We start from the raw sequence: 26,335 nt of genomic DNA, 5'->3' as shown, positions 1-26,335 counted from the left end.
TTGGGCCCACAGGACCGTCGGTAACACTTTGGCCGGGTGCATTGTCTTCACAGAAAGCAATCCGAATTTTGGGGCCAAGCGCAAGAAAACACCGCCGGCGGCCGGTTTCGTTGGCAAACCGTTACCGTTCCCTGCTATTCCCGCATCCTGATGCATGTTGCCCAAGTGTGCCGCGGTTTTGGGACAGCGACATGCACAAAACAAAGACGTAAAGCAGTGGACGCTCTCGTATGACCAATGTCGCCTTGACCGGGCTTGCCCGCGATCTTGCCAAGCGCGCCGCACAAGGCCGCCCGGTGCGCATCGGCGTCATCGGTTCCGGCGAGATGGGAACCGACCTGGTGACGCAAGGCATGCTGATGCCGGGCATTTCGGTTTGCGCGATCTCGACGCGCCGCCCGCATACGGCGCGTGATGCCATCCGCATCGCCTATGGCGACGAGGCGATGGCACGGGAGGCCAATACGCCGTCGAAGCTCAGCCAGGCGATCGAAAGCGGCAAGATCGCCATCACCTCGAACGAAATGCTGGTCACCAATCCGCTTATCGATGTCGTCATCGATGCTACCGGCAAGCCCGGCGTCGCCGCCGATTTCGACCTGATGGCGATGCAGCACGGCAAGCATCTGGTGATGATGAATGTCGAGGCCGACGTCACTATCGGCTGTTATCTGAAGCAGCAGGCCGACCGGCTCGGCGTCGTCTATTCGGTCGGCGCCGGCGACGAGCCGTCGAGCTGCATGGAGCTGATCGAGTTCGCCTCGGCGCTCGGCTACACCATCGTCTCCGCCGGCAAGGGCAAGAACAACCCGCTCAACCACGACGCCGTTCCCGACGACTATCGCGAGGAAGCGCTACGCCGCAACATGAATCCGCGCATGCTGGTCGAGTTCGTCGACGGCTCGAAAACCATGGTTGAGATGTGCGCCATTGCCAACGCCACCGGGCTGGTGCCCGACGTTCCCGGCATGCACGGCCCCAAGGCCGATCGCGACGAGCTGGTCAAGGTGCTGATCCCGCGCGAGCAGGGCGGCATCCTGTCGAAGAACGGCGTCGTCGACTACACCGTCGGCAAGGGCGTGGCGCCCGGCGTCTTCGTAATCGTCGAGGCGACGCATCCGCGCATCATCGAGCGCATGGACGATCTGCATATCGGCCACGGCCCCTATTACAGCTTCTTCAGGCCCTACCATCTGACCTCGCTGGAAGTGCCGCTGACGGCCGCTCGCATCGCGCTTTATGGCAAGCCCGACATGGTGCCGCTGCCACGGCCGGTGGCCGAGGTCTGCGCCGTGGCCAAGCGCGATCTGGCGACGGGCGAGACGTTCGATGCGATCGGCGAGACCTGCTACCGCTCCTGGACCATGACCGTCGAAGAAGCCCGCGCCCATCGCGCCGTGCCCGTCGGCCTGCTCGAAGGCGGCAAGGTGCTGAAACAGGTGCGGCAAGGCGAATTGCTCACCGCCGACAATGCCGCGCCCGACCCGACGACCAGGCTGTTCGCCTTGCGCCGGCTGCAGGACGGGATGCTGTATGGAGCGTAAGGCTCTCGACCGGTGAGCCGTCGCAATGGCCTCCGGCCGAGCACTGGCGTTGTCATGACGAATTCTCTATATTGTAGTGACGATGAAGGCGGAGGCGATTACATGAATCTTCAGATCAGGGATCCGCGCGCACGCGAACTGGCGCGAGAGCTTGCTGCCAAACGCAAGATTTCTATGACGGAAGCGGTCATCGAAGCGCTTGAATCCGAGTTGAAGCGGGAGAGCGGACGCATTCCCTTGGCCGAGCGGCTTGCTGCCATTGCCAACGACTTCAAGGCCAAGGCAGGCCAAGATGGTCGGGCTATGACGAAGGATGAGATCGATGAGATGTGGGGCCATTCCTGATGTTCGTCGACACCTCCGTGGTTGTCGCGATTCTTTCAGGCGAAGAGGATGCCGGCGAGTGGAGCAACCGCATCGAGGCAGCGCCCGCAAGAATAACTTCGGCGTTGGTGGTGCTTGAAGCGGCGATGCGGCTTTCGACGATGCTTGCCGTGCCGCCGGTTGTCGCCGGAGATGCGATAGAGGCGTTTCTTCGCGAGGCTGAAATCGAAATTGTGCCTATCGACGCCAGCGATGCCAAGCTCGCAATCCATGCATTTTCAGATTACGGAAAGGGGCGCGGACATCCCGCCCAGCTCAACTTAGCCGACTGCCTTTCTTATGCTTGCGCAAAAAGTCATGGCTCCGCACTGCTCTACAAGGGCAACGACTTTTCGCATACCGATCCCGCGTAATCCGCAATCGGCTGTTACTTCCCCAGTTCGATCGATCGCAGCCGCGCCGCTTCCACCGCCTCAGTGAGCAGGCGCGTCAGACGGTCCTCGCCCATCAGCACGGCAAGGGCGGCAGCCGTGGTGCCGTTGGGGCTGGTCACCTGCTGTCTAAGCACGCCGGGCTCCTCGCCGCTTTCGGCGGCAAGCGAGGCGGCGCCGTAGACCGTTTGCATGGCCAGGAGCTTCGCGACCTTGCCAGGCAGGCCGGCCTTCTCGGCGGCCACGGTCAGCGCTTCGATGAAGTGGAAGATATAGGCCGGCCCCGACCCGGAGACCGCCGTCACCGCGTCCATCAGGCCCTCGTCGCCGATATCGGCCACTTGCCCGTTTGCCGAAAGCAGGTCGGCGACAAGGCGTTTGGTGTCTTCGGAAACCAGCCTGTTGGGAAACAGCACCATCATGCCCTTGCCGATCGCCGCCGGCGTGTTGGGCATGCAGCGCAGGATCGGCGCACGATCGCCGAGAATGCCTTCGAACGTAGCGACCGGCGTCCCGGCGGCGATGCTGAGGAAAGTGGTTCGGCCATCGTTGAAGCGGATATAGCCAGCGGTGACGTCGCGGATCACCTGCGGCTTGACCGCTATCACGACGAGGGCCGGCACGGCGTCCGCCGGGATGGCGCCGGCGTCCGCGGCAGCAGAGCAGCCCAGTGCTTCGGCACGCTTGCGCAACTCGGCATTGGGCTCGACCACGAACACCGCAGCCGGAGCGAGCTTGCCGGCTTTCAGCCAGCCCGAAAGCATTGCGGAGCCCATATTGCCGCAACCGGCGAGAACAAGCCTGATCGTCATCGAAAGCCTCCCATAGAGATGGCTTCCCATAGCCGTTCGCGGCAGGGCGGGGAAGCCCCGTTGGGACTGTGATCAGGCGGAAACTCGGACCGTGCGGTTGGATGCGCATGTAGCCGCGCAGGCGCGCGGCGATCACATTAACCTTTTATTTTCTATGCGTGTTTAGCATCGCTTAACCAGTGGCGGTCGCGACGTCCCAGCCCGAGGGGGAAGCTCCAGAAACCATGGCTTATAGGAATAATCGTGAACACTGGAGGAACGAGCAGTCCCTGCTGTCGTTCGTCGAGGCAGCGCGCGACGAAGACGAAGCAGCGCTGGTTTCCCTGGAGGACCGTACAGCCCCGTCATGGCGCGAGGATGCCGCCACACGCCATCGTCTGGCCCGCTCGCGCCGCGAAGCGCGTGCCAGCCCGATCCTGTTGGCAGATGCCGGCATAGGCCAGCCCCATCCTGATGAGCCAAAGGCCGGCACCATGCTGATGGAAGAGGCTACAGCTGCCGATCGGTTTTTCGACCCCGTAGGCTCCCTTGACGGCCCCGATTCCGGTTCCGCTGATCGCGCCGCATACCCGGCAGCGCCGCCTCCCGCTCTGCCGGTCGAGGTCGCGCGCACCAAACGTCCGGGTCCGATCGGTGCCGTGTTGTCGGCGCTGAGCCGGCTCATGCCCGGCAGAGCGCCGGCGCAGAGGGCATCCGGTGAAACTTCCACCGCGACAAACTCAAGCGCAGCCATGTCGCCTGCCTTCTACCCGCAGCCGCTCTATGCCGGTCGGGCATCGTATCCGCAGCAACGCACGCCGCCGCATTCGGCACATACTCAGGCCTGGTCGAGGGACGCAATTCAGGCCTCGGAAGCCGCCGATCAGCAAAGCCAGATCGAGGAAATCCGCGCCAGCCTGCGCGAATTCCGCAAGGCGGTTCGCGAGCTCACCGAAAACCGCACGCATCGCCGCTATTTCTGAGCGTCGAATAAAACATGCCGGTTTCGAGTTAACGGCATGGGACGGCGCATTGACGGGATTGCCCGGCTCGATTTTCGTGAAAATGCCGCGCTGCATGTCCGCCCGCCCGCGCATGGTTCTGGGCAACGACCTGCATAAAAACATATCTGGAGCACGCCGCATGGATGCGGCAGGCTTAGCAATAGGCGTCGAGGGTGGTTCATGGCCGAGTTGATTGACGGAAAAAGCGTCGCCGAAGACGTGGTGCGGCGGGTCAAGACACTGACCGCCGAACTAGCGGAAAAAGGTGGGCAGCAGCCCGGTCTCGCGGTGGTCATCGTCGGCGAGGATCCGGCGAGCCAGGTCTATGTCGCATCCAAATCCCGTACCGCCAAGGAATGCGGCTTCCATTCGGTTCAGCACACGCTGCCGGCCGAAACCTCCGAGCCGGACCTTTTGAAGATCATCGGCCAGCTCAATGCCGATCCGGCCATCAACGGCATCCTGGTGCAGCTTCCGCTTCCCGGCCATATCGACGCCGGCAAGATCATCCAGACCATAGCGCCGGAGAAGGATGTCGACGGCTTCCACTTCATCAATGTCGGCAAGCTCGGCACCGGCGAGCTCGAGACCGCCTTCGTGCCTTGCACGCCGGCCGGCTCGATGCTGCTGATCGAACGGGTGCGCGGCAAGGACCTGTCCGGCCTCAATGCGGTCGTCGTCGGGCGTTCGAACATCGTCGGCAAACCGATGGCCAATCTTCTGCTTGCCGCCAACTGCACCGTCACCATCGCACACAGCCGCACCAGGGACCTGCCGGCGCTTGCCCGCACCGCCGATATTCTGGTTGCAGCCGTCGGCCGGCCCGAAATGGTCCGCGGTGACTGGGTCAAGCCTGGCGCAACCGTCATCGACGTCGGCATCAACCGCATCGCCGCATCTGAGAAGGGTGAAGGCAAGACCCGCCTCGTCGGCGATGTCGCCTTTGCCGAAGCAGCGACGGCGGCCGGCGCCATCACGCCGGTGCCTGGCGGCGTCGGACCGATGACCATTGCCATGCTGATGGCCAACACGCTAGCTTCCGCCTATCTCGCGGCCGGGTTGAAACGGCCTTCCTTCTGACCAGAAAGCAGCGTCCTTGCCGAACCTCACTGTTCCCTTAGAACGGCCGGTCACCAATGATCCCGTTCAGGGCGGCCGGCAGTTCGGGTTTCTGCTGGTCGACAAGTTCTCTATGTTCTCGCTGGCAGCGGCAATCGACACGTTCCGGTCGGCGAACCGGCTGCTCGGCCGCGATTTCTATGGCTGGACGACGGTGTCGGCCGACGGCGATGCCGTCATGGCGTCCAACGGCCTGCCGCTCAAGATCGACTACGCCGTCGCCGATCTGCCGCCGGTCGATATCCTGTTCGTCTCGGTCGGGCTGACGACGGAATTTCCCGGCAAGAGCAAGGTGCTGGCGGCGCTGCGCAGCTGGGGCCGGCGCGGTAATGCGCTCGGCGCGCTTTCGGTCGGCTCCTATCTGCTTGCCGAGGCAGGCCAGCTCGATGGCTATCGCTGCACCATCCATTGGGAAAACCGCGCCGGTTTCCTCGAGCGTTTCCCGGATATCAACTGCACCGGCAACGTCTTCGAGATCGACCGCAAGCGCTACACTTGCGCAGGCGGCACCACCTCGATCGACCTGATGCTGGAGATCGTGCGCGGTGATTTCGGTTCGAGCCTCGCCAATGGCGTCGCCAACCAGTTCCAGCATGAGCGCATCCGCTCGGCCGGTGACCGCCAGCGCGTCGGCCCGGAGCGCGACCTGACCGGCAAGTCGGAGAAGCTCCGCCGAATCGTCGAGCTGATGGCCGACCATCTCGACGAGCCGCTGTCGGCGGTGCAGCTTGCCAAGTCGGCGGGCCTGTCGGTGCGCCAGGTCGAGCGCCTGTTCCTGCGCCATCTCAGCGTGACGCCCGGGCGCTACTATATGCGGCTTAGGCTCGAGCGGGCGCGCGAACTGCTGCGCCAGACCAACATGCCGATCCTCGACGTGGCGATCGCCACCGGCTTCACCTCGCATTCCTATTTTGCCCAGAGCTATCGGCTGCAGTTCGGCCGGCCGCCTTCCGAGGAACGCCGCACGACCTATTGAGGGTTTTGCACAGCGGCGGCGCAGCTTCGTGCTCCAGCCGGGCTTGTGTCGCGACGCGGCGTCAAATAGCTTTCCGGCGCCGAGCGGCGGCGACTGATGGGGAAATATTCGATGGTGGGATTTGTGCGGAGCGCCGCGGCGGCGACCCTGCTGCTGTGGATGACGGGGTTCGGCTTCGCCGCCGATCGCGTCATTATCGTTCTCGATGCCTCCGGCTCGATGTGGGCGCAGATCGACGGCAAGCCCAAGCTCGAAATCGCCCGTCAATCGCTGCGGAACGTACTGCAATCGGTCCCCGCCGACGAGGAAATCGGCCTCATGGCCTATGGCCATCGCGAGAAGGCCAGTTGTGACGACATCGAACTCATCGTGCCACCGCAGGCCGGCTCGGCCAGTGCGATCTCAGCCGCGGCCGACAGCCTGAAATTTCAGGGCAGGACGCCGCTGACCGCCGCCGTCAAACAAGCGGCGGAGGCGTTGAAATACACCGAGGGCAAGGCGACGGTCGTTCTCATCACCGATGGCATCGAGACATGCAACGGCGACCCCTGTGCGCTCGGCAAGGAACTGGAGGCTGCCGGCGTCGACTTCACCGTCAATGTCGTCGGCTTCGGCCTGACGGCGGCCGAGGGCAAGCAGGTCGCTTGCCTCGCCGAAAACACCGGCGGCAAATATATCGAAGCGTCGGATGAAAAGGCATTGCAGGACGCTCTCGTCGAGACCGTCGCGCCTCCGCCACCCGCCCCTGAACCGGCTCCCGCCCCGCAGCCTGCTCCCCAGCCGGCGCCCGCGCAGCCGGCGGAGTCCAATTTCGTGCCCACCGTCGTGCTTGCCGAGGGTGGCGATCCCGTCACCGACGGCAATGCCTGGGAGATCTACAAGGCAAATTCCGACGGCACGCGCGGCGATCCCGTCACCACTGAATATGGCGCCTACAAGGGCAATCTTGAGCCGGGCGACTATATCGTCGTCGCACGCGCCGGCGAGGCCAGGGCCGAACAGAAGATCAAGATAGAGCCTGGCCAGGCCGCCAAGCCGCACTTCAATCTGAATGCCGGCACGCTGGTCATCCACCCGCGGCCAAGCGAAGGAGCGGACGTTGACGGCGGCGCGGCTGTCGTAGTCGGCTATCCCGGCGTCGACACCCCGCCGACCTATTACGGCGACACGAAAGTCGTGCTGCCGGCCGGCGACCAGAAGGTGACCGTCACGATCGGCCAGGGCATGGTTACCGAGACGATCCCGCTTGCCGCCGGCAGGGTCATCGACAAGGACGTCATCGTCGGCGTCGGGCGTATCGTCGCCAACGCCTATTATGCTGCCGGCGGCGACAAGGCCGAGGGTTCGGGCGTCGGCTTCAAGGTGCTCCAGGCGAAAAAGAGCGTCGACGGAACCAGGCGGGAGGTGACTTATGCCTACGGTCCGGACAGCAAGTTCGATCTGCCGCCCGACGATTATGTGCTGGTCGCGACGGTCGACCTTGCGGTTGCCGAGCAGCCGTTCAGCGTCAAGGTTGGCGACGATCAGGATCTGAAGATCGCGATGAACGCCGGCATGCTGACGATAACCGCGCCAGGGGCCTCGAAGATCGAGATATTCGAGGCCAGGAAGAACATCGACGGAACCCGCAAGTCGGTGGGCTACGCCTATGACCAGAAGTATGAAGCCACCCTGTCGGCCGGTGACTACGCGGTGGTTTCGGAGAAATCGGACAACAGCTCGAAGGAAGGCACGGTAACGGTCAGGGCCGGCGCGCGAGCCGAACTGACGGTTCAATAGATCCAGGGGAGAGCCGTCAGCCGCTCTTCCTTATTGCCGAAAAAAGGTCACGCTGTACCGAAGGCGCTGGCGCCATGGTCGGCGCGGCCCACCAACTGCCGGAACCCGGCGAAAAGCTCGCGGCCGAAGCCGAATTCATTGCCTATGAGGTCGCTGTCGGCGGGCCGGCGCAGGGCAAAGTCGCCGGCCGGCACCAGCACTTCGAGAGTCCCAGCCTCGGCGTCGAGCCTGATGATATCGCCGTCATGGATCCTGGCGATCGGCCCGTCCTCCGCCGCTTCCGGAGTCACGTGGATCGCCGCCGGCACCTTGCCTGAAGCGCCCGACATGCGCCCGTCAGTGACCAGCGCCACATGCTGGCCGCGGTCCTGCAGGATGCCGAGCACGGTGGTCAGCCTGTGCAATTCTGGCATGCCGTTGGCCTTCGGACCCTGAAACCGAATGACGGCGATGAAGTCGCCGGTCAGCGACCCCGCCTTGAACGCCTCGTTCAGCCCTTGCTGGCTGTCGAACACCTTGGCCGGCGCCTCGATGATGCGCCGCTCCGGCTTGACCGCCGACGTCTTGATGACGGCGTGGCCGAGATTGCCTGAAAGCACTTTCAGCCCGCCGCTCGGCTGGAACGCCTTCTTGAACGGTGCCAGCACCTTCTCGTCGCCGCTTTGGCGCGGGGAGGCCTCGCGTACGACGCCGCCGTCCGCACCGAGCTTGGCCTCGACCGCGTAGGGGCGCAGCCCTTCGCCCCACACAGTCTGCACATCCTCATGCAAGACGCCTGCGTCGAGCAGTTCGCGGATCAGGAAGCCGAGCCCGCCGGCGGCGTGGAAATGGTTCACATCGGCAAGGCCGTTCGGATAGACCCGCGCCAGCAGCGGCACCGCTTCCGAGATATCGGAGATGTCCTGCCAGGTAATGGCGATGCCGGCCGCCGCTGCCATGGCGATCAGGTGGATGGTGTGGTTGGTCGAACCGCCGGTGGCGTGCAGGCCGACGATGCCATTGACGATCGAGCGCTCGTCGATCATCCGCCCGACTGGCGTGTAGGCGTTGCCGAGCGCGGTGATCGCCAGCGCCCGCTTCGTCGCTTCCCTGGTCAGCGCGTCGCGCAACGGCGTGCCGGGATTGACGAAGGAAGCGCCAGGCGTGTGCAGGCCCATGATCTCCATCAGCATCTGGTTGGAATTGGCGGTACCGTAGAAAGTGCAGGTTCCCGGCCCGTGATAGGATTTTGATTCCGCTTCGAGCAGTTCGGCCCGCCCCGCCTTGCCCTCGGCATAGAGCTGGCGGATCTTGGCTTTTTCGTCGTTCGGAATGCCGGTCGTCATCGGCCCGGCCGGGATGAAGACCGCCGGCAGATGGCCGAAGGTCAGCGCCGCGATCACCAGCCCCGGCACAATCTTGTCGCAGACGCCGAGATAGACGGCGGCATCGAACATGTTATGCGACAGGCCGATTGCCGCGGCCATGGCGATCACGTCGCGCGAGAACAGCGACAGCTCCATTCCGGGCTGGCCCTGGGTGACGCCGTCGCACATCGCCGGCACGCCGCCGGCCACCTGGGCGATGCCGCCGGCCTCGCGCGCCGCGTCCTTGATCAGCGCCGGAAATGTCTCGAAAGGCTGATGCGCCGACAGCATGTCGTTATAGGAGGTGATGATACCGAGGTTCGGCACCCGGTCGCCGCCAAGCGCTACCTTTTCGGAGGGACTGCAGACAGCAAAGCCGTGGGCCAGGTTGCCGCAGGACAGCACGGCCCGGTTGGCGGTGCGGTTCGAGGCTTCGGCGATGCGGCCGAGATAGGCCTCGCGACCGGGCTTGGAGCGCTCACGGATGCGCTGGGTGATGGCTTCGATGTCGCGTCTTGCGGTCATGGCGGTCGGTCCTTTCAGGCGAGGTCCCGCAACACCTTCCGGCTGTTGCCGGGACCTGCAGCCAAGTTGAGATCAGGGTGCCCAGAAAACCTCTACGGGCTTTTGAGTGGCATCGAGCATGGCGCGAATGGGCTTTCGTGTTCCAGTTCCAAGCGCGGCCTCGAATGCGGTGCGTTTTTCCGCGCCCTCGATATGCAGCGCGATGAAGGCGGCATCGATGATCCGCGCCAGTGACAGCGTCAGCCGTGGCTCGCCGGCGCTTGCCGCGTGAACCGGAAGCACGATCCTTTGCGACGAGGGATCGAGCAATCTTGCCAGGTTGTCGGCATCCGGAAAGAACGAGGCGGTGTGGCCATCAGTTCCCATGCCGAGCACAACGGCGTCGAGTGGCCAGGGCAGCACTTGCAGCGCCTCACTGTCGGAGACCGCTGCACCCTCGATACTTGCCGCGGCGCGGTAGAGCGGCACGAAATTTGCGGCCGCGGCCGCGTTCTGCAGCAGGTTGGCGGCAACCAGGCCGGCATTGGAGCGCGGCGATGAGGGCGGCACGAAGCGCTCGTCGACCAATGTTATCGTCACCTTTTCCCAGGCGATCGGAACGGTCGAAAGCGCCGCGAAGAATTTCGCCGGCGTCGTGCCGCCCGAGACCGCGAGCAGTGCCGTGCCGCGCTCGGCGATCGCCTTTGACAGACGGCCGGCGACGTGGCCGGCAAGCGCTGTCGCCAGCTCCTGGCGTCCGGCAAATTCGTGCCAGTTGTAGGCGGCGCCTAATTGCTCTCGTGCCATGTCCGCCCGTCGCGTTCGATCAGCGCAATCGAGGCCGAGGGGCCCCATGTGCCGGCGGTGTAGCCTTGCGCCTCTTGCCTGCCGCTTTCCCAGGCATCCTGGATCGGGTCGATCCATTTCCACGCCGCCTCGACCTCGTCGCGGCGCATGAACAGCGTCTGGTTGCCACGGATGACGTCCATGATCAGCCGCTCATAGGCATCGGGGGCGCGGCCGTCGAAGGATTGCGCAAAACTCATATCGAGCGGGATCTGGCGCAGCCGCATGCCGCCCGGCCCCGGATCCTTGATCATGATGAACTGCTTGACGCCTTCGTCGGGCTGCAGCCTGATGACCAGCTGGTTGGCGGAGATCGGCCCGGCGCTCTCGCCGAAGATCGAGTGCGGGATCGGCTTGAATTCGATGACGATCTCCGAAACGCGGGTCGCCAGCCGCTTGCCGGTTCGGAGGTAGAACGGCACGCCCGCCCAGCGCCAGTTGCCGATCTCGGCCTTGAGCGCAACGAAAGTCTCGGTGTTGCTGTTCTTGCCGAGCTCCTCGACATAGCCTTTCACCGGCCCGCCGGCCGAGGCGCCGGCACGGTATTGCCCGCGCACCGTGTGCTTCGGCGCTTCGTTGCCGTTGATGCGCTTCAGCGCCCGCAGCACCTTCAGCTTTTCGTCACGGACAGCATCGGCGTCCATCGACGACGGCGCCTCCATCGCGACCAGGCAGAGCAGCTGCAGCATGTGGTTCTGCACCATGTCGCGCAATGCGCCGGCCTTGTCGTAATAGGTGACGCGGTCTTCTAGGCCGACCGTCTCGGCCACGGTGATCTGCACATGATCGACATTGGCGGAATTCCAAAGCGGCTCGTAGAGCGCGTTGGCAAAGCGCAGCGCCATCAAATTCTGAACCGTCTCCTTGCCGAGATAGTGGTCGATGCGGAAAATCTGGCTTTCATGGAAGTCGTCGCCGACCAGGTCGTTGAGCGCGCGCGCCGAAGCGAGATCGCGGCCGATCGGCTTTTCCAGCACGATGCGCGAATTCGGCGTGATCAGCCCGTGCTCCTTCAGCTTGTGCGAGATGTCGCCGAACAGCGCCGGCGCCACCGCCAGATAGAAAGCGCGGATGTGTTCGCTGTCGCCGATCGCCTTCTTCAGCCTGTCGAAGCCGGCACCTGTGGTTGCATCTGCCGGGACATAGGAGAGCCGCGCGAGGAACGTCTTCAGTTCCGTGGCGTCGATATCCTCCGGTTTCACATGATCGGCAATCGCCTGCCTGGCGAACGACTGGAATTCCTCGTCGGTCATCTTCGAACGTGATGTGCCGATGATGCGCGTCGGCTCGGAAAACTGGTGGTCGCGCTGCCGGTGGTACAGCGACGGCAGAAGCTTACGTTCCGACAGGTCGCCGGTGCCGCCGAAAATGATGAAGTCGAAGGGGTCGACGGGAATGATCTGGCTGGTCATGGTCTGTCCGCTGTGACGCCGGTCGCGATAACGCGGCTGATATAATCTAATCGATTTAAACTTGCCAGTGCCATTGCGTCACATCCGCGTGTGCTCTTGACACGGGCGCTAGCCGGAGGCTTGTCGGCAAGCGATGCTTCCGGAACCTTCGCAGGTGCAGCATAGTGCCGGATGGCAGCGAAAGCCAAAGGAGAAATCGGCGATGGACACACATCTTTCGATGGCTTGGCCAAAGGCGTCGTCGATCGCCTTCAACGATGAGTGAGAAAAGCATGCGCCTGCAAAACAAAGTCGCCATCATCACCGGCGCTGCCTCGGGCTTTGGCGAGGGCATGGCCAGGCGCTTTGCCGAGGAGGGCGCGCGGGTAGTCGTCGCCGATCTGAACGCCAAGGGCGCGGAGCGCGTTGCCGGCGAGATCGGCGAAAAGGCGATCTGGACCCAGACCGACGTCTCGCTGCGGTCCGAATTCGACGACATGGTCCATGCCGCAATGAGCGCCTTCGACCGCATCGACATCATAGTCAACAATGCCGGTTACACCCATCGCAACGGTGAAATGCTGGAAGTCGACGAAGCGACCTTCGACCTGATCACAGCTGTCAACATGAAGGCGATCTACCACGCAGCGCTTGCCGTGGTGCCGGTCATGGAACGGCAAGGCGGTGGCGTCATCCTGACGACGGCCTCCACGGCCGGTATCAGGCCGCGGCCTGGCCTCACCTGGTACAACGCATCGAAGGGCTGGGCGATCACCGCGACCAAATCGATGGCGGTGGAACTCGCGCCGAAGAACATCCGCGTCAACTGCCTCTGCCCAGTTGCCGGCGAGACCGGCATGCTCGCGAAATTCATGGGCGCCGACACACCCGAGATCCGCGAGAAGTTCCGCGCATCGGTCCCGCTCGGCCGGCTTTCGACGCCGCTCGACATTGCCAATGCCGCGCTTTGGCTTGCTTCGGACGAAGCGGCTTTCATCACTGGCGTGGCGCTGGAAGTCGACGGCGGACGTTGTATTTGAACGGCCGGGTCCTCAGGCGCAGGACTGGCTGATGGCGAGCCACCCGCGATCGCTGTGCCGGCCTTACGCCCCGGTTTTGACGTAGCTCTTGTACACCCAGCCGCGCTTGCCGTTGTAGACGATCTGGCACCATTGCTTGCAGCTCATCACCTGCACCGAGGTCTTGGCAGGCACGGTGAGAATGGCGGCAGCATTCTTCTTCGGGCCGATCCGCATGGTGACGGATCTCAGGATGCGTCCGGTACCCGCAGTATTGGCTTTTCCGGATTTTGCCTTGGCGCCGTCGCCGTCGTCACTCGCGGACTGCGCCGCCGGCAGTTGCGGCTTGGGTGTCGGGATGGCGGCGGTCTGAGCACCGTCAGGCCCTGTGTTTTTCGTCGAGCTGCCGGGAGCCGCCACTTTGGCAAACAGTGCCGCAGCGTCTTGCTTCGCTGCCGGGTCAGCAAACGCCACGGCGGCGGACGATTTATCGGCCGCCTGCTCGGTCTGGCTTGCCAGTTGGTCGGATGCTGCCGTGGCGGCGGCCGATGCCGTCTTTGGCCCCGTCCAGCGCGGATCGTTGGGAGCCAGCGCTGGTATCTCGGCTTCCGCAGCGGCAACCGCCGGGGAAACCGCATCTGCCTTGCCCGTCGTCCGCGGCGCCGCAGCGACCTTGGCAGGCATGATCTTCGTCGTCTTGACCGGGATGGTCGGAACGATCTGCTCAGGGCTTGCGGCCGCTTGTCGCTCATTTGCCGGCAATGCCAGCCACAGTGCCACCGCGGCAACGCCGAGCAGTGCGGCCGTGCCAATCGCGGCGATTACCAGATGCGCGTTCGACCGGACCCCATGCCAGAACGTCGGCCGCATATCGTAACCGAATTGCATCGCAAGGCGCCGTCGTTCCGGCGCGCCGAAACTGAAGGGCTCTCTCACTCTTGCCACCTCCATTTGCGGGCCGATGTTCTTACGACCCCATGCCGGAGAGCCGGCATTTCGATCGGCATCGGTCCCAAACCAAAAGCGGGCAAGCCCGCAAAATTCCCCGTTCAGCTGCCCACGAGCATCATCTTTCGCCCGCGATTGTGGCATCACTGCGCCCTTGGCGGGAATTCTGCGCCCAGGTTAAGGATTCTGCAACGTCTGGTTAAATCCTGTCCCGCAACGCGTACCAGTTGAGCGCAAGAAAGAGCAATGGCGCGCGCAAACGCCGGCCGCCAGGGAAGGGAGGAATTTTCAGGTCCTCGATCAGCTTCAGCCGGTCGCGGTTGCCGGCGACCGTCTCCGCATAAAGCTTGCCGAAAAAGTTCGACAGCATGACGCCATGGCCGGAATAACCGCCGATCGAGATCACATTGGGCATCACTTCGCGCACGAACGGCTTTCTCGGCACGGTGATGCCGACATAGCCGCCCCAGCCATGGGTGATCTCGACGTCCTTCAATGAGGGATAGATCTCGGCGATCTGCCGGCGGATGTGGATGTGGATGTCCTTGGGATCGTTGACCGCGTAAATCTCGCGCCCGCCAAACAGCAGCCGCCCATCCTTCGATTTGCGGAAATAGCGCACGACGAAGCGCGAATCGTCGACCGCCTCGCCACCCGGCAACACTTTGGAATCGGCTCCCAGCGGCACCGTTGCACCGATGAAGGAGCCGATCGGCATGATATGCGCGGCACTCACGGGTTCGAGCGTGCCGCCATAGGCGTTGACTCCGATCAGGCATTTAGCGGCGGTGATCGTGCCCTTCGGCGTCACAACATTGACCTTGCCGCCGCCGGAGGTGATGCCGGTCGACGGCGTCTGCTCGAAAAGCTTTGCGCCGGCCTGTGTCGCGACTTTCGCGGTGCCGATCACCAGCTTCAGTGGATGGATGTGGCCGGTGCCGGTATCGCGGGTGCCGCCGAAATAATGCGTCGAGCCGAGCCGCTCGGCAGTCTCCGCGGCATCCATGAATGAGATGTGCGGATAACCGAACCGGTTTGCCATGATCTCGGCATGAGCCTTGTAGTCGTCGACATAGCGCTTCTTGTGCGCCACCGACATTTGGCCGGGCATATAGTCGATCTCGATCTGGTTCACCGCGGCGAAGTCGAGCAGATGCGCCTTGGCCTCTTCGGCCAGTTCGAACAGCGCCTTGGCGCGGGAAAAGCCGTATTCCGCTTCCAACTCCTCTGCCCAGGCCCGCTGTCCGGTGCCGAGCTGGCCACCATTGCGGCCCGATGCGCCATCACCGAAACGATGCGTTTCGATAAGCACGACATCCGCGCCTGTCTTGGCGAGGTGAGCCGCCGCCGACAGGCCGGTAAAGCCGCCGCCGACGATCACCACATCGCATGTCCGGTCGCCGTCGAGCGTCGGATATTCGGGCCTTGGCCCGGCGGTGTCTTCGTACCAGGAGCGGCCGGGGGAGATTGGGGATTGGTAGGGCATGATGCAAAGGCTTGGAGATTTTTGCAGAGGCGGAGAGAAATAGTGAGTAGTGAGTAGTAGTTGGTGAATAGGAACGGACAGTAACGGTCTTGGTGCGATCCAGCCCCGTTCACTACTCACTAATGACTACTCACTACTCACACATTCAGCAGCAAATACTCCCTCTCCCACGGGCTGATCACTTCCATGAAGGTCTCGAATTCCGCTCGCTTGATCGCCGCATAGGTCGCTGCGAAGGATTTGCCGAGCAGGGCGCAGAGTTCCTCGTCGGCCTCGAACAGGTCGACGGCTTCGAGCAGGCTGCGCGGCAGGTCGATCTGGTCCTCGTTGGCGGTCGTCAGAACCGGCGGCTCGGCCTGGATCTTGTTGGTCATGCCGATCAGCCCGCAGGCGAGCGATGCCGCCAGCGCCAGATAGGGGTTGGCGTCAGAGGAGGGAATGCGGTTTTCGACGCGCCGCGCCGCCGGGTCGGAGCGGGGCACGCGGAAGGCCGTGGTCCGGTTATCGTAGCCCCATTTGTTGTTGACCGGCGCCGAGGCCGACTGCGTCAGCCGCCGGTAGGAATTGACGTAGGGCGCAAACATCACCAGCGCGTTCGGCACATGTTTCTGCATGCCGCCGATGAAGTGGAAGAAGGCGTCGGTCTCCGAGCCGTCCTCCGCCGAAAAGACGTTCTTGCCGGTCTTCTTGTCGATGATCGACTGATGGATATGCATGGCGGAACCGGGCTGGCCCTGGATCGGCTTGGCCATGAAGGTGGCGTAGATTTCGTGCTTCAGCGCCGCCTCGCGGATTGTGCGCTTGAACATGAACACCTGGTCGGCGAGCTCGATCGGATCGCCGTGACGCAGATTGATTTCGAGCTGGCCGGCGCCCTCCTCGTGGATCAGCGTGTCGATCTCCAGCCCTTGGCTTTCGGAGAAATGATAGATGTCGTCGATCAGTTCGTCGAATTCGTTGACCCCGGCGATCGAATAGCCAGCGCCGCCGCCGATCGGCCGCCCGGAGCGCCCGACCGGCGGGGTGAGCGGGTAGTCCGGATCGGGGTTCTTGCGCACCAGGTAGAACTCGATCTCGGGCGCCACGACCGGTCTCAGCCCGCGTCTGTCATAAGCGGCGAGCACGCGCTTCAGCACGTTGCGCGGCGTGAACTCGACCGAGCGGCCGTCCTGGTGGACGAGGTCGCAGATAACCGCCGCCGTCGGGTCCTCCTCCCACGGCACCACGGTCAGCGTCGAGAGGTCAGGCATCAGCTTGAGGTCGCCATCGTCTTCCGGATAGTGGAAGCCATTGCCGTCCTCCGGATAGCCGCCGGAAATCGTCGTCATGAACACCGCCGAAGGCAGTGCCAGCGAGGTATTGGAGGTGAATTTCTTCGATGGCATCATCTTGCCGCGCGCAACCCCGGCCTGGTCGGGCGTGATGCATTCGATGTCTTCGATGCCGCGCCATTCCAGCCAGGCGCTGACTTCCTTCCAGTTCTTGACGCCACGTTGGTTTTTCACGAAGGCAGGCGTGCGGGCACGTCCTCCGCGGCTCGACGGACGGACTTCCTTTTTTGCAGGCGGCATCAATCACCAGATTTGTTGCAGATTGTGGAGTATAGCCGTTGCCGACGACGGAAGGGAAGGGGAGCCCGCTGGCGTGCGCCTCGATAATCGGGGAAACACAACGACTTCCGGATGAAAGCTTCCTGGTCTAGGGTCGGCCTCCGCAACGCTGCAATTAATGGGCCACATGCAACACAGCCGCAAACTGACGACGATCGGCTTCGACGCCGATGACACGCTGTGGCAGAATGAACAGTTCTTCCGCATGACCGAGAAGCGCTTTGCCGCACTGCTCGCCGATCACGCCGAGGAGGACCGGATTTCAGCAAGGTTGTTGGAGGCCGAGAAGCGCAACCTCGCGGTCTACGGCTTCGGCATCAAGGGATTTACGCTGTCGATGATCGAGACGGCTATCGAGGTCACCGAGGGCCATGTGCCGGCCTCAACGATCGCCGAAATTCTCGACGCGGGCCGCGAGATGCTCAGCCATCCGATCGAGCCGCTTCCGTATGCGCGCGAGACCGTGGAAAAGCTGGCCGGCGCCTACCGCCTGGTGCTGATCACCAAGGGCGACCTGTTCGACCAGGAACGCAAGCTGGCGCAATCCGGACTGGGAGCGCTGTTCCATGCGGTCGAAATCGTCAGCGACAAGAGCGCTGCCACCTATAGCCGCATCTTCAGCCGCCACGGCGATGGCCCGGAAAAGGGCATGATGGTCGGCAACTCGCTCAAATCGGACGTCGTGCCGGCCATCGAAGCCGGCAGTTGGGGCATCCACGTGCCGCATGAACTGACCTGGGTGCTGGAGCATGTCGAGCCGCCGGTCTCAGCACCGCGCTTTCGCCAGATAGCCAATCTCGGAGAACTGCCAGGCCTGATCGAGCGTATCGGCGAGATTGATTGATCAGGTCTGCGGTCGGCGCGTCGCCGTAGAGGTCAGTTGCGGCCGACCCCGACCAGCCGGTCAATCACCGGCTGCAGCCGTTCGGTGGTGATCGGCTTGACGACCACCGCATCGACGACGCTCGACAGGCCCAGGCTCTCCGGAGTGCCGGTCTTGACCGAAAGCAGGATCACCGACGGAAGCGATCTGCCTGACGCCCTTCGCAGTGCATCGATACCCGACAGCAAGGCGTCGCAGTCCCCGTTCTGCGCGCCGCCGTCGAGAACGACAGTCCCGGGTATCAGCGCGTGCAAGGCCTTTGCCGCGGTTTCGGGAGTTTCCGAGATCGGTTTGAGGCCGGACCGCTCCACGATTTTTGAAACCACGACGCGGTTGATCGGTGATTTTCCGACCACCAGCACCCGCGAGAAATCCGGCAGCATCCGCGTCTCCATGTCCCGGCTAACGAAAGGCGGCTGTTTTGCAGGCTCGATATCGCGATTCGCTGGGCACATGGCGGGGCAGGCCGTTGTTCAACATTTCAATGCAGGGTTGAAACTCGAGCGGTAATTGGCGTGAGATCACTGCTCATGTCAAGCTCAAATGGCATATCAGGAGAATATCGCAAGAAACATTAAAATTAAAATTAAGTGCTTTCTTTGTCGCCGCCCGAAGGAGAAGTTGCACCACAACCGGGCAGGCTCCAGTGAACTTTAGCTTTGCAGCGCGAACGCACCAACTCGCAGCCGTAGCCGGGTTGACGAAAGGTTGGGATGAAGGCGAGGCAGGTCTGTCGCGAGCTTGTCGTATCGTCTCGGCGGACTACCCTTCCTCGTTGGCTAAGCACGTCTCTTTGATCGACGGGAGATGACAATGGAACTCGTGACTCACAAGAAATTCAAAAATGGCCGGTTGATGCCGTGGGGAAAGGGTACGGTCGTTACCGGCGCAAAGGGGTTTGTCTACCTTTCCGGAAACACCGCGACCGTCGAGGACTACGATCCGATCGGCAAAAGCGGCGGCGGCGCCGTCGGCGGTGCGGCCGCGCAGTGGCGCGAAATTCTCACCAACATCAAATCAGACCTGGAAGAGCTTGGCACTGCGCTCGACCATCTCATCAGGCTGACCTTCTTTGTTAAGGGGCCATTTCCCGATGGCGGCGTTCTGAGCTCTCCCAATTTTCGCCTGGACGTCCTGGACGAATTCTTTGCCGAGCACTGCCCGAAGCACTGCAGCTACAACAACCCGCCGCCCTCGGAAGTTATCGGCGTTGCAGCACTTGCGCAGCCTGATCTTGTCATTGAAATCGTTGCACTAGCGGCTCTGCCGGACTAGGCAGAGCCGCGGGGTGCGGGGTGCGATAACATGCGCTCACAAAAGGCGCGGTGCGGTAGAATTCATCAGTCGTGGCTCCGTTGCGTGACGATGACCGGGATCAGCAGGTCGCCCCAGTTGCCGTCGCCGCCATGGTGCCGTGCCGAGCGCACCAGTTCGACCGAGACGCCGGCCTCGACCGCCTTCATTACCGACTGATTGAGCCTGTGCAGATCGTTCGCCAGCATTCGGATGGTCGCCTGCTGGTCGACATTCATGCTGGTGGCCTGCTCTTCGGCCCGTTCCTTGACGCGGCTTATCGATGCCATTGGTCTTTTCCCTGTGTTGCCATGCCTGTTGTGTTGCCATGCCCGTTTGGGCGTTCCCTCTGTTTGTCTGCTATTCCGCCGCCGGCCTGAATTGGGCGTGCTCGGTCGATCCATGCATGGCCGTGGTCGAAGACTGGCCACCGGTGATCGCCATCGAGACGGCGTCGAAATAGCCGGTGCCGACCTCGCGCTGGTGCTTGGTGGAGGTGTAGCCATAGGCTTCCGCGGCGAATTCCGCCTCCTGCAGTTCCGAATAGGCTGCCATCTGCCGCTCCTTGTAGCCGCGGGCGAGCTCGAACATGCCGAAATTGAGCTGGTGGAAACCGGCCAGCGTAATGAACTGGAACTTGTAACCCATGGCGCCGAGTTCCTTCTGGAACTTCGCAATCGTCGCGTCATCGAGATTCTTCTTCCAGTTGAAAGACGGCGAGCAATTATAGGCAAGCAGCTTGCCTGGATGATGCTTGCGCACGCCCTCGGCAAACGTCCTGGCCTGCCCCAGATCGGGCCTGGAGGTCTCGCACCAGATCAGGTCCGCATAGGGCGCATAGGCGGCGGCACGGGCGATGCAGGGCTCGATGCCGTTGCTGACATGGTAGAAGCCCTCCGCCGTACGGCCGGCGCCATAATCGACGAAGGGCCGGTCGCGTTCGTCGATGTCGGAGGTCAGGAGCTTTGCCGCTTCCGCGTCGGTGCGGGCCACGACCAGTGTCGGCGTGCCCATGACGTCGGCGGCAAGGCGCGCCGCGTTGAGATTGCGGATGTGTGCGGCGGTTGGGATCAGCACCTTGCCGCCGAGATGGCCGCATTTCTTCTCCGAAGCCAGCTGGTCCTCGTAATGGACGCCGGCCGCACCCGCCTCGATGAATGCCTTCATGATCTCGAAGGCGTTGAGCGGCCCGCCGAAGCCGGCTTCCGCATCGGCGACGATCGGCGCGAACCAGGTGTCGACCGACAGCCCCTTACCTTCCGAAGTCTCGATCTGGTCGGCGCGCTGCAGGGTGCGGTTGATGCGCTTGACCAGTTCGGGCGCCGCATTGGCGGGATAGAGCGACTGGTCCGGATACATGGCGGAAGCGGTGTTGGCATCTGCGGCGACCTGCCATCCCGACAGATAGATCGCCTTCAGCCCGGCCCGCACCTGCTGCATCGCCTGGTTGCCCGACATGGCACCCAGCGCGTTGACGAAATCCTCTTCATGGATGAGCTGCCACAGCCGGTTTGCTCCCATTTCGGCGAGGCTCTGCCGGATCTGCACCGAGCCGCGCAGCCGCTTCACCGCCTCCGGCGAATAGGGCCGTTCGATGCCATCAAAGCGGCCTTGCGGCGCCGACGGGACAAGGTTGTAAAAGTCGGTCATTGGTCACTCCAGGCGGGTTTGATGCCGGTTTTCGGATGGCGTCGCAGAGGGAAAAATGTGTGCGCCATGTGTGACATCATTTACACGCCGGTACGGCGCAAGCGAGGTAAACCTCCAGATTAGCCAGAAAATAAGGGAAAACCTGTGTTGTGTTTGACTAATGGGAGCTGTAAATCTGTCATGATTGTAAAGGCCGCCATGCCATCGGCGGATGTAAATTTCTGTCAAGGGCAGTCGATTGGCCGACCATAAAATCTTCGCCGGTCCGCGCATTCGTCGCATCCGCAACGCCAAGGGGCTAACCCAGACGGCGATGGCCGAAGGGCTCGGCATCTCGCCGTCCTATCTCAATCTCATCGAGCGCAACCAGCGGCCGCTGACGGTGCAACTGATCCTGAGGCTGGCATCCGTCTACAAGGTCGACCCGCACGAACTGCAAGGCGAGGCGCGGGGATCCGTGGCCGATTTGAAGGAAGTGTTTTCAGATCCGTTGCTGGCCGGCGAACTGCCGGGCGACCAGGAACTCATCGAGCTTGCCGAGGCGGCGCCCAACGCTTCCGCCGCTGTGATAAAACTGTTTCGCGCCTATCGCGAGCAGGCCAAGCGATTATCGGATCTCAACGAGCTGCTCGCGCGTGAGGGCAAGGCCACCGCACTCTCCGGTGCCCGGCTGCCGATCGACGAGGTGCATGAGAGTTTCGAACGCCGGCCGAATCATTTCGCCGCGCTCGAAGAGGAAGCCGAGGCATTCACGTCGGTGCTCGATCCCGGCGACGATCTGTTCAGTGCGTTAAAGGCTTGGCTGCGGCGTGAATTCGGCATCGTCGTCAAGGTACTGCCGGTCGCCACCATGCCCAACTGGCGCCGTCGCTATGACCGTCACTCGCAACGCCTGTTCCTGTCCGAGCGCCTGTCGCCATTCGATCAGCTGCGCGAGGTGGCTATGGAGGCCTGTCTGATCCGGATGAGCGTCGCTGTCGCCGCAGAGATCCAGGCGCTGAAGCTGACCACGGACGAGGCCCGCCGGCTGGCGCGTTTCGAGCTCGGCCGCTATGCCGCGCACGCGCTGATGATGCCCTATCAGCCTTTTCACGCCGCTGCGGTCCGCACCCGCTACGACATAGACATGTTGCGGTCGCGCTTCGGCGTTTCCTTCGAGCAGGCGGCGAACCGGCTGGCCACGCTGCAGCGGCCGGGTGCGTCAGGTGTGCCGTTCTTCATGCTCGAGGTCGACAGTGCCGGCAATCGGTTCCGCAAGGCGGGCAGCCACGGCTTTCCGCAAAGCCGCTTCGGCGGCGGCTGTCCGAGGCTGCCGGTCCATGCCGCCTTCGCCCAGCCCGGCCAGATCCTGGTCGAGGCGGTGGAAATGCCCGACGGCGCAGCGTTTCTCTGCATTGCCCGCACGCTCGAGGGGCCGCAGGGCTCGTTTGCCGAGCGGCCGCGCCGCACCGCGCTGCTGCTCGGCTGCGACATCGGTTTTAGCGACGAGGTCGTCTATGGAGCGGCGTTGCCGAGGCCAGCCGCCATCGGCAAGACCGGACAGAGCGCCACGGCGACGGCGACGCCGGTCGGCCCTGCCTGCCGGCTGTGCGAGCGCATCGGCTGCCTCGCCCGCGCCGAGCCACCCGTTACACGCCCGCTCGGCCTCGATGAGATGGTGACGGGGCTGTCGGCATTCGATTTTCAGTGATTCGGCTCCAGCAATATTGCGGCTGAATCTTCGACCGAAGAACCTCATCTGTTCCTGCGGCGGCAACCAGTAAGCTGGTTCGCAGCTGCCGGCCAAAATATTGGTTCAGCCAAAATATTGATTCAGCCGAATATTGATTCAACATTGACAGTACGGTATCAAAAAAAGAACTGCGCAACGGTCGGGGGATCAATGATGGGCAGGACAGTTTTTTGGCTTGGCTTGGCGCTCGCGTTTTCGGTGGCCGATCCCGCATTGGCTGAAAAGTCCTCGGATTTCTTCAAGTCCTATCAACAGTATAATGATGCCGGCAAGGCGTTCCTGGACAAGATCGATCCGAAGACCGGCGCGATAAATCTTGCCGAAGGCATCCATCTCGATCTCAAGGACAAGTTCTATTTTCTGGACAAGAAGGACACGCTCTCCGTCCTCACCGAAGCCTGGGGCAATCCGCCCGACTCTGGTTCCGATGCCCTCGGCATGATCTTTCCAGTCTCCCATGATCCCATTGCCGATAACAATTGGGGGATAGAGCTGCGCTGGGAAAAGATTGGTTACGTCGACGACAGTGACGCCGCGTCCATCGATTACAATGAACTGTTGCGCAACATGCAGTCAGACACTCTGTCCGGCAACGATCAGAGGGTAAAGGACGGCTACGCGCCCATTACGCTGATCGGCTGGGCGTCGCCGCCGGTTTATGACGCGGCCCACAAACGCCTGCACTGGGCCAAGGAGCTGCAATTTGGGAACGATGCCGCCCATACGCTCAACTACGACGTCCGTTTCCTTGGCAGGGAGGGCGTCTTCGTGATGAGCTATATCGCGACGGTGGAACAATTGCCGGAGATAAGGCAAAGCCTGGATGAAGTGCTTGGCCTCGCGGACTTCAACACCGGCAAGACATACGCCGATTTCGTGCCGGGCGTCGATACGGTTGCGGCGATTGGCGTCGGTGGCCTGATTGCCGGAAAGCTGGCGGCGAAAGCAGGTTTTCTGGTCGTGGCGCTGATCGCGCTGAAAAAGTTTGGCCTGCTCCTGCTGGTTCCGCTGGCCGGTCTCTGGCGCTTTATCCGCGGCAACAGGGGCACGTCCTAAAGCGATCGTCGACAGGTCGCCTCGGATCATCGCCGGGCGAGGGCGAGGCGCCCTCATCAGTGCGCCAAACGGAACATTGAACTGGATCACGCCCGGCCTTCTGCTTTGCGTTACGCGAATGAGGCACGTCTCTGTCGTCCATTGCCCGTCGTGCTGCTCCGAATTCGCCGACAGTCGCACCCATGACCGATACCGCATCATCTCCGGTTGCCGCCTCGCCGATCGTGTCGCCGCAAGGGGAACGCGTCGGTTTCCTGCTGGTATTCCTGTCGGCGCTGATGTGGAGTTTTGGCGGCACAATTGCGCGCTTCATCGACAACACTGACAGCTGGACGGTGGTGTTCTGGCGCTCAGTCTGGGCCGCTGCCTTCCTGCTCTGCTTCATGGTCTGGCGCGACGGCTGGCGTGGCACGCTGAAGCTGTTTCGTGGCATGGGCCTGGCCGGCCTTGCGGTGGCGTTCTGCTTCGCCACGGCGTCGACCTCTTTCGTCGTCGCGCTTGCCTATACCACCGTCGCCAACATCCTGTTGATGCAGGCCGGCGTGCCGCTTCTGGCGGCGCTGTTTGCCTGGGCGCTGTTTCGTGAACGGGTGGCGGTGGCGACCTGGTTGGCGATTGCCGCCGTCATTGCCGGCGTCGCCATCATGGTGTCGGAATCGCTCGATGGCGCGGTATCGCCGATCGGTGACGGGCTGGCGCTGCTCATCGCCGTCATGTTCTCGGTCGCCACCGTCATCACGCGCCGCTTTGCCCATGTGCGCATGACCCCGGCGACTTGCCTCGGCACGATGCTGGCGGCCGCCTTTGCGGCATCGCAAGCGTCGGCCCTCGGCGTCTCGAGCCACGACATGGGCTTTCTCTTTGCCTTTGGCGTGATCAATCTGGGACTCGGCCTCGCCTTCTTCGCCACCGGCGCCCGGCTTGTTCCGGCCGCCGTCGCGGCGCTGCTCGGCACGTTCGAACCGATCCTTGGCCCGATCTGGGTCTGGCTCATCCATTCCGAGATGCCGTCGGCGCGCACCATCCTCGGCGGTGCGGTCGTCGTCACCGCGCTGCTCGTCCATATCGGGCTCGAATTCAAGCGTCAGACGCGGCCCGCGCGAGCGGCGTCACCGGTGTGCCGTCGCCTAATTGATGCAGCGCACGCGTGAAAGCGAGATGAACCATTGACAATGTCGCGGCCGCGCGGGCAGGCTGCGATCAGGCAACAACAAGACAGGCGTATCTTGCCAAGTCTCCATGCCGGCCGCATCGAGGCCGGACAACATCGTCGTCTCCCTGCCCGCGCCGTAGCGAAAGCTTCCGACGGCGCCGGAACACCAGCAACGCCACGCCAAGTCTTCGCTGTCGCCTCGTCGCCGAACCATAATGGCGCCGGCAATTCGCGCTTGTCGCCTGCCTGCAAGCCCAATACCCTGAGGCAAATGCCCAGCCGCGCGAACGCCGCGACGAGCTGGCGACGGAACACTCATCAAAGGAGAATAGCATGACCCGCAAAGCGCTCTGGCTTTCGGCGACTTCGGCGTTTCTGGCAGTTTTCACCCTAGGCGCGCATGCCGAGGATCGCGTCGTCAACGTGTTCAACTGGTCGGACTATATCGACAGTTCGATCATCGACGACTTCACCAAGGAAACCGGCATCAAGGTCGTCTACGACACTTTCGATTCCAACGAGATCCTGGAAACGAAGCTGCTCGCCGGCGGCAGCGGCTACGATGTCGTCGTGCCGAGCGGCAATTTCCTTGCACGCCAGATCCAGGCGGGTGTGTTCCAGAAGCTCGACAAGTCGAAACTGCCGAACATTTCCAATATGTGGGACACGGTCATGGAACGGACCGCCAAGTATGATCCCGGCAACGAATATTCGATCAACTACATGTGGGGTACTGTCGGCATCGGCTACAACATCAAGAAGGTGCAGGCAGCGCTCGGCACCGACAAGATCGACAGCTGGGACGTGTTCTTCAATCCCGAAAGCCTGGCCAAATTGAAGGACTGCGGCGTCTATGTGCTGGATTCGCCGGCCGACATCATACCGGCGGCATTGAAATATCTGGGCCTCGACCCGAACAGCACATCGCCCGATGAGATCGCCAAGGCCGAAGAAACATTGCTGAAGGTCCGGCCCTATATCCGCAAGTTCCACTCGTCCGAATACATCAACGCTCTTGCCAATGGCGACATCTGCCTGGCGGTTGGCTGGTCGGGTGACGTCTTCCAGGCCCGCAACCGCGCCGACGAAGCCAAGCAGGGCGTCGAGATCGGCTACTCCGTGCCGAAGGAAGGTGCGCAGATGTGGTTCGACCAGATGGCGATCCCGGCCGACGCGCAGCATGTCGCCGAAGCGCATGAGTTCCTGAACTACATGATGAAGCCCGAAGTGATCGCCAAATCGTCGAACTATGTGCTCTACGCCAACGGCAACAAGGCTTCGCAGCAGTTCATCGACAAGGCGATCCTGGAAGATCCGGCGATCTATCCAGACGCCGCCACCTTGCAGAAGCTCTACACCGTTTCGCCTTACGATCCCAAGACCCAGCGCATCATCACCCGCACCTGGACCAAGATCGTCACTGGCCAATAACAATCTGAGCCAGGCCCCG

General features: G+C 62.7%; 23 protein-coding genes and 1 pseudogene. 14 read left to right on the top strand and 10 right to left on the bottom strand.

All coding sequences use genetic code 11. The features are described 5' to 3' along the window. The first annotated feature begins 230 nt into the window (after nucleotides 1–230). The 3 genes from NKJ35_RS00300 to NKJ35_RS00290 all read left to right on the top strand — a co-directional run bounded on the left by NKJ35_RS00300 (nucleotide 231) and on the right by NKJ35_RS00290 (nucleotide 2,281). Nucleotides 231–1,544 carry an NAD(P)H-dependent oxidoreductase gene (locus NKJ35_RS00300; protein ID WP_352644230.1) on the top strand — a complete coding sequence of 438 codons (1,314 nt, stop codon included), beginning with the start codon at nucleotides 231–233 and terminating at the stop codon, nucleotides 1,542–1,544. A 102-nt stretch (nucleotides 1,545–1,646) separates the two neighbouring features. Continuing rightward, nucleotides 1,647–1,889 carry a type II toxin-antitoxin system VapB family antitoxin gene (locus NKJ35_RS00295; protein ID WP_254820546.1) on the top strand — a complete coding sequence of 81 codons (243 nt, stop codon included), beginning with the start codon at nucleotides 1,647–1,649 and terminating at the stop codon, nucleotides 1,887–1,889. After that, on the top strand, nucleotides 1,889–2,281 hold the full coding sequence (locus NKJ35_RS00290; RefSeq protein WP_352644228.1) for a type II toxin-antitoxin system VapC family toxin: 393 nt from the start codon (nucleotides 1,889–1,891) through the stop codon (nucleotides 2,279–2,281). Before NKJ35_RS00295 ends, NKJ35_RS00290 begins: the two co-directional genes overlap by 1 nt. Nucleotides 2,282–2,295: 14 nt before the next feature. On the opposite strand, the gene proC is transcribed toward NKJ35_RS00290, so the two are convergent. Further along, complete coding sequence (gene proC, locus NKJ35_RS00285; RefSeq protein ID WP_352644226.1) at nucleotides 2,296–3,111, bottom strand: pyrroline-5-carboxylate reductase; 816 nt, start codon at nucleotides 3,109–3,111, stop codon at nucleotides 2,296–2,298. A 224-nt stretch (nucleotides 3,112–3,335) separates the two neighbouring features. On the opposite strand from proC, the gene NKJ35_RS00280 reads away from it, so the two are divergent. From NKJ35_RS00280 to NKJ35_RS00265, 4 genes are all read left to right on the top strand, one after another. Further along, nucleotides 3,336–4,073, top strand: coding sequence for a hypothetical protein (locus NKJ35_RS00280; RefSeq protein ID WP_352644224.1), 738 nt, complete (start codon nucleotides 3,336–3,338; stop codon nucleotides 4,071–4,073). Between the two features lie 201 nt (nucleotides 4,074–4,274). Beyond that, nucleotides 4,275–5,174 carry a bifunctional methylenetetrahydrofolate dehydrogenase/methenyltetrahydrofolate cyclohydrolase FolD gene (gene folD, locus NKJ35_RS00275; protein ID WP_352644222.1) on the top strand — a complete coding sequence of 300 codons (900 nt, stop codon included), beginning with the start codon at nucleotides 4,275–4,277 and terminating at the stop codon, nucleotides 5,172–5,174. A 16-nt stretch (nucleotides 5,175–5,190) separates the two neighbouring features. Further along, entirely contained in the window at nucleotides 5,191–6,189 is a 999-nt protein-coding gene (locus tag NKJ35_RS00270) for a GlxA family transcriptional regulator (RefSeq protein WP_254820541.1), read from the top strand. Between the two features lie 111 nt (nucleotides 6,190–6,300). Beyond that, on the top strand, nucleotides 6,301–7,968 hold the full coding sequence (locus NKJ35_RS00265) for a vWA domain-containing protein (RefSeq protein ID WP_352644220.1): 1,668 nt from the start codon (nucleotides 6,301–6,303) through the stop codon (nucleotides 7,966–7,968). A gap of 47 nt (nucleotides 7,969–8,015) precedes the next feature. Here NKJ35_RS00265 and edd read toward each other — a convergent pair whose 3' ends face one another. From edd to zwf, 3 genes are all read right to left on the bottom strand, one after another. Next, complete coding sequence (edd, locus tag NKJ35_RS00260) at nucleotides 8,016–9,839, bottom strand: phosphogluconate dehydratase (protein WP_352644218.1); 1,824 nt, start codon at nucleotides 9,837–9,839, stop codon at nucleotides 8,016–8,018. A 72-nt stretch (nucleotides 9,840–9,911) separates the two neighbouring features. After that, nucleotides 9,912–10,625, bottom strand: a complete 714-nt coding sequence (gene pgl, locus NKJ35_RS00255) for a 6-phosphogluconolactonase (RefSeq protein ID WP_352644216.1) — start codon at nucleotides 10,623–10,625, stop codon at nucleotides 9,912–9,914. Then, entirely contained in the window at nucleotides 10,607–12,076 is a 1,470-nt protein-coding gene (zwf, locus tag NKJ35_RS00250) for a glucose-6-phosphate dehydrogenase (RefSeq protein ID WP_254819279.1), read from the bottom strand. Before zwf ends, pgl begins: the two co-directional genes overlap by 19 nt. A gap of 272 nt (nucleotides 12,077–12,348) precedes the next feature. Here zwf and NKJ35_RS00245 point away from each other — a divergent pair, with 272 nt between their 5' ends. Beyond that, nucleotides 12,349–13,095: an SDR family oxidoreductase gene (locus NKJ35_RS00245; protein ID WP_352644214.1), complete on the top strand. Its 747-nt coding sequence runs from the start codon at nucleotides 12,349–12,351 to the stop codon at nucleotides 13,093–13,095. Between the two features lie 63 nt (nucleotides 13,096–13,158). On the opposite strand, the gene NKJ35_RS00240 is transcribed toward NKJ35_RS00245, so the two are convergent. The 3 genes from NKJ35_RS00240 to NKJ35_RS00230 all read right to left on the bottom strand — a co-directional run bounded on the left by NKJ35_RS00240 (nucleotide 13,159) and on the right by NKJ35_RS00230 (nucleotide 17,079). Beyond that, the gene (locus tag NKJ35_RS00240; RefSeq protein WP_352644212.1) at nucleotides 13,159–13,962 is read right to left on the bottom strand and encodes an SH3 domain-containing protein; all 804 of its coding nucleotides are present in this window, start codon (nucleotides 13,960–13,962) and stop codon (nucleotides 13,159–13,161) included. 259 nt (nucleotides 13,963–14,221) lie between these two features. Continuing rightward, nucleotides 14,222–15,508: an NAD(P)/FAD-dependent oxidoreductase gene (locus tag NKJ35_RS00235; RefSeq protein ID WP_352644210.1), complete on the bottom strand. Its 1,287-nt coding sequence runs from the start codon at nucleotides 15,506–15,508 to the stop codon at nucleotides 14,222–14,224. Nucleotides 15,509–15,645: 137 nt separating this feature from the next. Continuing rightward, on the bottom strand, nucleotides 15,646–17,079 hold the full coding sequence (locus tag NKJ35_RS00230) for a glutamine synthetase family protein (protein ID WP_352475854.1): 1,434 nt from the start codon (nucleotides 17,077–17,079) through the stop codon (nucleotides 15,646–15,648). A gap of 166 nt (nucleotides 17,080–17,245) precedes the next feature. Between NKJ35_RS00230 and NKJ35_RS00225 the strand changes: the two genes are divergently transcribed. Continuing rightward, nucleotides 17,246–17,962 carry an HAD family hydrolase gene (locus NKJ35_RS00225; protein ID WP_352644555.1) on the top strand — a complete coding sequence of 239 codons (717 nt, stop codon included), beginning with the start codon at nucleotides 17,246–17,248 and terminating at the stop codon, nucleotides 17,960–17,962. Nucleotides 17,963–17,994: 32 nt separating this feature from the next. Here the strand turns inward: NKJ35_RS00225 and NKJ35_RS00220 are convergent, their stop codons facing one another. Continuing rightward, nucleotides 17,995–18,384: an ANTAR domain-containing protein gene (locus NKJ35_RS00220; protein WP_352475853.1), complete on the bottom strand. Its 390-nt coding sequence runs from the start codon at nucleotides 18,382–18,384 to the stop codon at nucleotides 17,995–17,997. A gap of 430 nt (nucleotides 18,385–18,814) precedes the next feature. On the opposite strand from NKJ35_RS00220, the gene NKJ35_RS00215 reads away from it, so the two are divergent. Then, complete coding sequence (locus NKJ35_RS00215) at nucleotides 18,815–19,276, top strand: RidA family protein (RefSeq protein ID WP_254819286.1); 462 nt, start codon at nucleotides 18,815–18,817, stop codon at nucleotides 19,274–19,276. Between the two features lie 65 nt (nucleotides 19,277–19,341). Here NKJ35_RS00215 and NKJ35_RS00210 read toward each other — a convergent pair whose 3' ends face one another. Both NKJ35_RS00210 and aceA read right to left on the bottom strand, forming a co-directional pair. After that, nucleotides 19,342–19,584, bottom strand: coding sequence for an SMc00767 family acetate metabolism repressor (locus NKJ35_RS00210; RefSeq protein ID WP_023719402.1), 243 nt, complete (start codon nucleotides 19,582–19,584; stop codon nucleotides 19,342–19,344). A 70-nt stretch (nucleotides 19,585–19,654) separates the two neighbouring features. Continuing rightward, nucleotides 19,655–20,944 (bottom strand): isocitrate lyase, encoded by a 1,290-nt coding sequence (gene aceA / locus NKJ35_RS00205; RefSeq protein ID WP_352644208.1) that lies wholly within the window; start codon nucleotides 20,942–20,944, stop codon nucleotides 19,655–19,657. A gap of 238 nt (nucleotides 20,945–21,182) precedes the next feature. Here aceA and NKJ35_RS00200 point away from each other — a divergent pair, with 238 nt between their 5' ends. The 4 genes and pseudogenes from NKJ35_RS00200 to NKJ35_RS00185 all read left to right on the top strand — a co-directional run bounded on the left by NKJ35_RS00200 (nucleotide 21,183) and on the right by NKJ35_RS00185 (nucleotide 26,316). Continuing rightward, entirely contained in the window at nucleotides 21,183–22,634 is a 1,452-nt protein-coding gene (locus NKJ35_RS00200; RefSeq protein ID WP_352644206.1) for a helix-turn-helix domain-containing protein, read from the top strand. A 240-nt stretch (nucleotides 22,635–22,874) separates the two neighbouring features. Further along, a complete protein-coding gene (locus NKJ35_RS00195) occupies nucleotides 22,875–23,732 on the top strand; it encodes a DUF2167 domain-containing protein (RefSeq protein ID WP_352644204.1) in 858 nt (285 codons plus the stop codon). 182 nt (nucleotides 23,733–23,914) lie between these two features. Next, nucleotides 23,915–24,867, top strand: a pseudogene (locus NKJ35_RS00190) (DMT family transporter). A 351-nt stretch (nucleotides 24,868–25,218) separates the two neighbouring features. After that, nucleotides 25,219–26,316, top strand: a complete 1,098-nt coding sequence (locus NKJ35_RS00185; RefSeq protein ID WP_254819291.1) for a polyamine ABC transporter substrate-binding protein — start codon at nucleotides 25,219–25,221, stop codon at nucleotides 26,314–26,316. The last annotated feature ends 19 nt before the right edge of the window (nucleotides 26,317–26,335 follow it).

Origin of the sequence: Mesorhizobium sp. M0136 (assembly GCF_040322515.1) — a bacterium.
Lineage (GTDB): Bacteria > Pseudomonadota > Alphaproteobacteria > Rhizobiales > Rhizobiaceae > Mesorhizobium.
The sequence above is the reverse complement of the archived record's forward strand: the minus strand, read 5'-3'. Positions and strand labels throughout refer to the sequence as shown.

Coding starts and splice junctions, on each gene's coding strand:
- aceA (WP_352644208.1), bottom strand. CDS start 20,944: ATGACCGACTTTTACAACCTTGTCCCGTCGGCGCCGCAAGGCCGCTTT.
- zwf (WP_254819279.1), bottom strand. CDS start 12,076: ATGACCAGCCAGATCATTCCCGTCGACCCCTTCGACTTCATCATTTTC.
- NKJ35_RS00265 (WP_352644220.1), top strand. CDS start 6,301: ATGGTGGGATTTGTGCGGAGCGCCGCGGCGGCGACCCTGCTGCTGTGG.
- NKJ35_RS00220 (WP_352475853.1), bottom strand. CDS start 18,384: ATGCTGCCGGATTTCTCGCGGGTGCTGGTGGTCGGAAAATCACCGATC.
- NKJ35_RS00230 (WP_352475854.1), bottom strand. CDS start 17,079: ATGCCGCCTGCAAAAAAGGAAGTCCGTCCGTCGAGCCGCGGAGGACGT.
- NKJ35_RS00280 (WP_352644224.1), top strand. CDS start 3,336: ATGGCTTATAGGAATAATCGTGAACACTGGAGGAACGAGCAGTCCCTG.
- NKJ35_RS00215 (WP_254819286.1), top strand. CDS start 18,815: ATGGAACTCGTGACTCACAAGAAATTCAAAAATGGCCGGTTGATGCCG.
- proC (WP_352644226.1), bottom strand. CDS start 3,111: ATGACGATCAGGCTTGTTCTCGCCGGTTGCGGCAATATGGGCTCCGCA.
- NKJ35_RS00300 (WP_352644230.1), top strand. CDS start 231: ATGACCAATGTCGCCTTGACCGGGCTTGCCCGCGATCTTGCCAAGCGC.
- folD (WP_352644222.1), top strand. CDS start 4,275: ATGGCCGAGTTGATTGACGGAAAAAGCGTCGCCGAAGACGTGGTGCGG.
- edd (WP_352644218.1), bottom strand. CDS start 9,839: ATGACCGCAAGACGCGACATCGAAGCCATCACCCAGCGCATCCGTGAG.
- NKJ35_RS00235 (WP_352644210.1), bottom strand. CDS start 15,508: ATGCCCTACCAATCCCCAATCTCCCCCGGCCGCTCCTGGTACGAAGAC.
- NKJ35_RS00185 (WP_254819291.1), top strand. CDS start 25,219: ATGACCCGCAAAGCGCTCTGGCTTTCGGCGACTTCGGCGTTTCTGGCA.
- pgl (WP_352644216.1), bottom strand. CDS start 10,625: ATGGCACGAGAGCAATTAGGCGCCGCCTACAACTGGCACGAATTTGCC.
- NKJ35_RS00290 (WP_352644228.1), top strand. CDS start 1,889: ATGTTCGTCGACACCTCCGTGGTTGTCGCGATTCTTTCAGGCGAAGAG.
- NKJ35_RS00225 (WP_352644555.1), top strand. CDS start 17,246: ATGCAACACAGCCGCAAACTGACGACGATCGGCTTCGACGCCGATGAC.
- NKJ35_RS00240 (WP_352644212.1), bottom strand. CDS start 13,962: ATGCAATTCGGTTACGATATGCGGCCGACGTTCTGGCATGGGGTCCGG.
- NKJ35_RS00295 (WP_254820546.1), top strand. CDS start 1,647: ATGAATCTTCAGATCAGGGATCCGCGCGCACGCGAACTGGCGCGAGAG.
- NKJ35_RS00245 (WP_352644214.1), top strand. CDS start 12,349: ATGCGCCTGCAAAACAAAGTCGCCATCATCACCGGCGCTGCCTCGGGC.
- NKJ35_RS00210 (WP_023719402.1), bottom strand. CDS start 19,584: ATGGCATCGATAAGCCGCGTCAAGGAACGGGCCGAAGAGCAGGCCACC.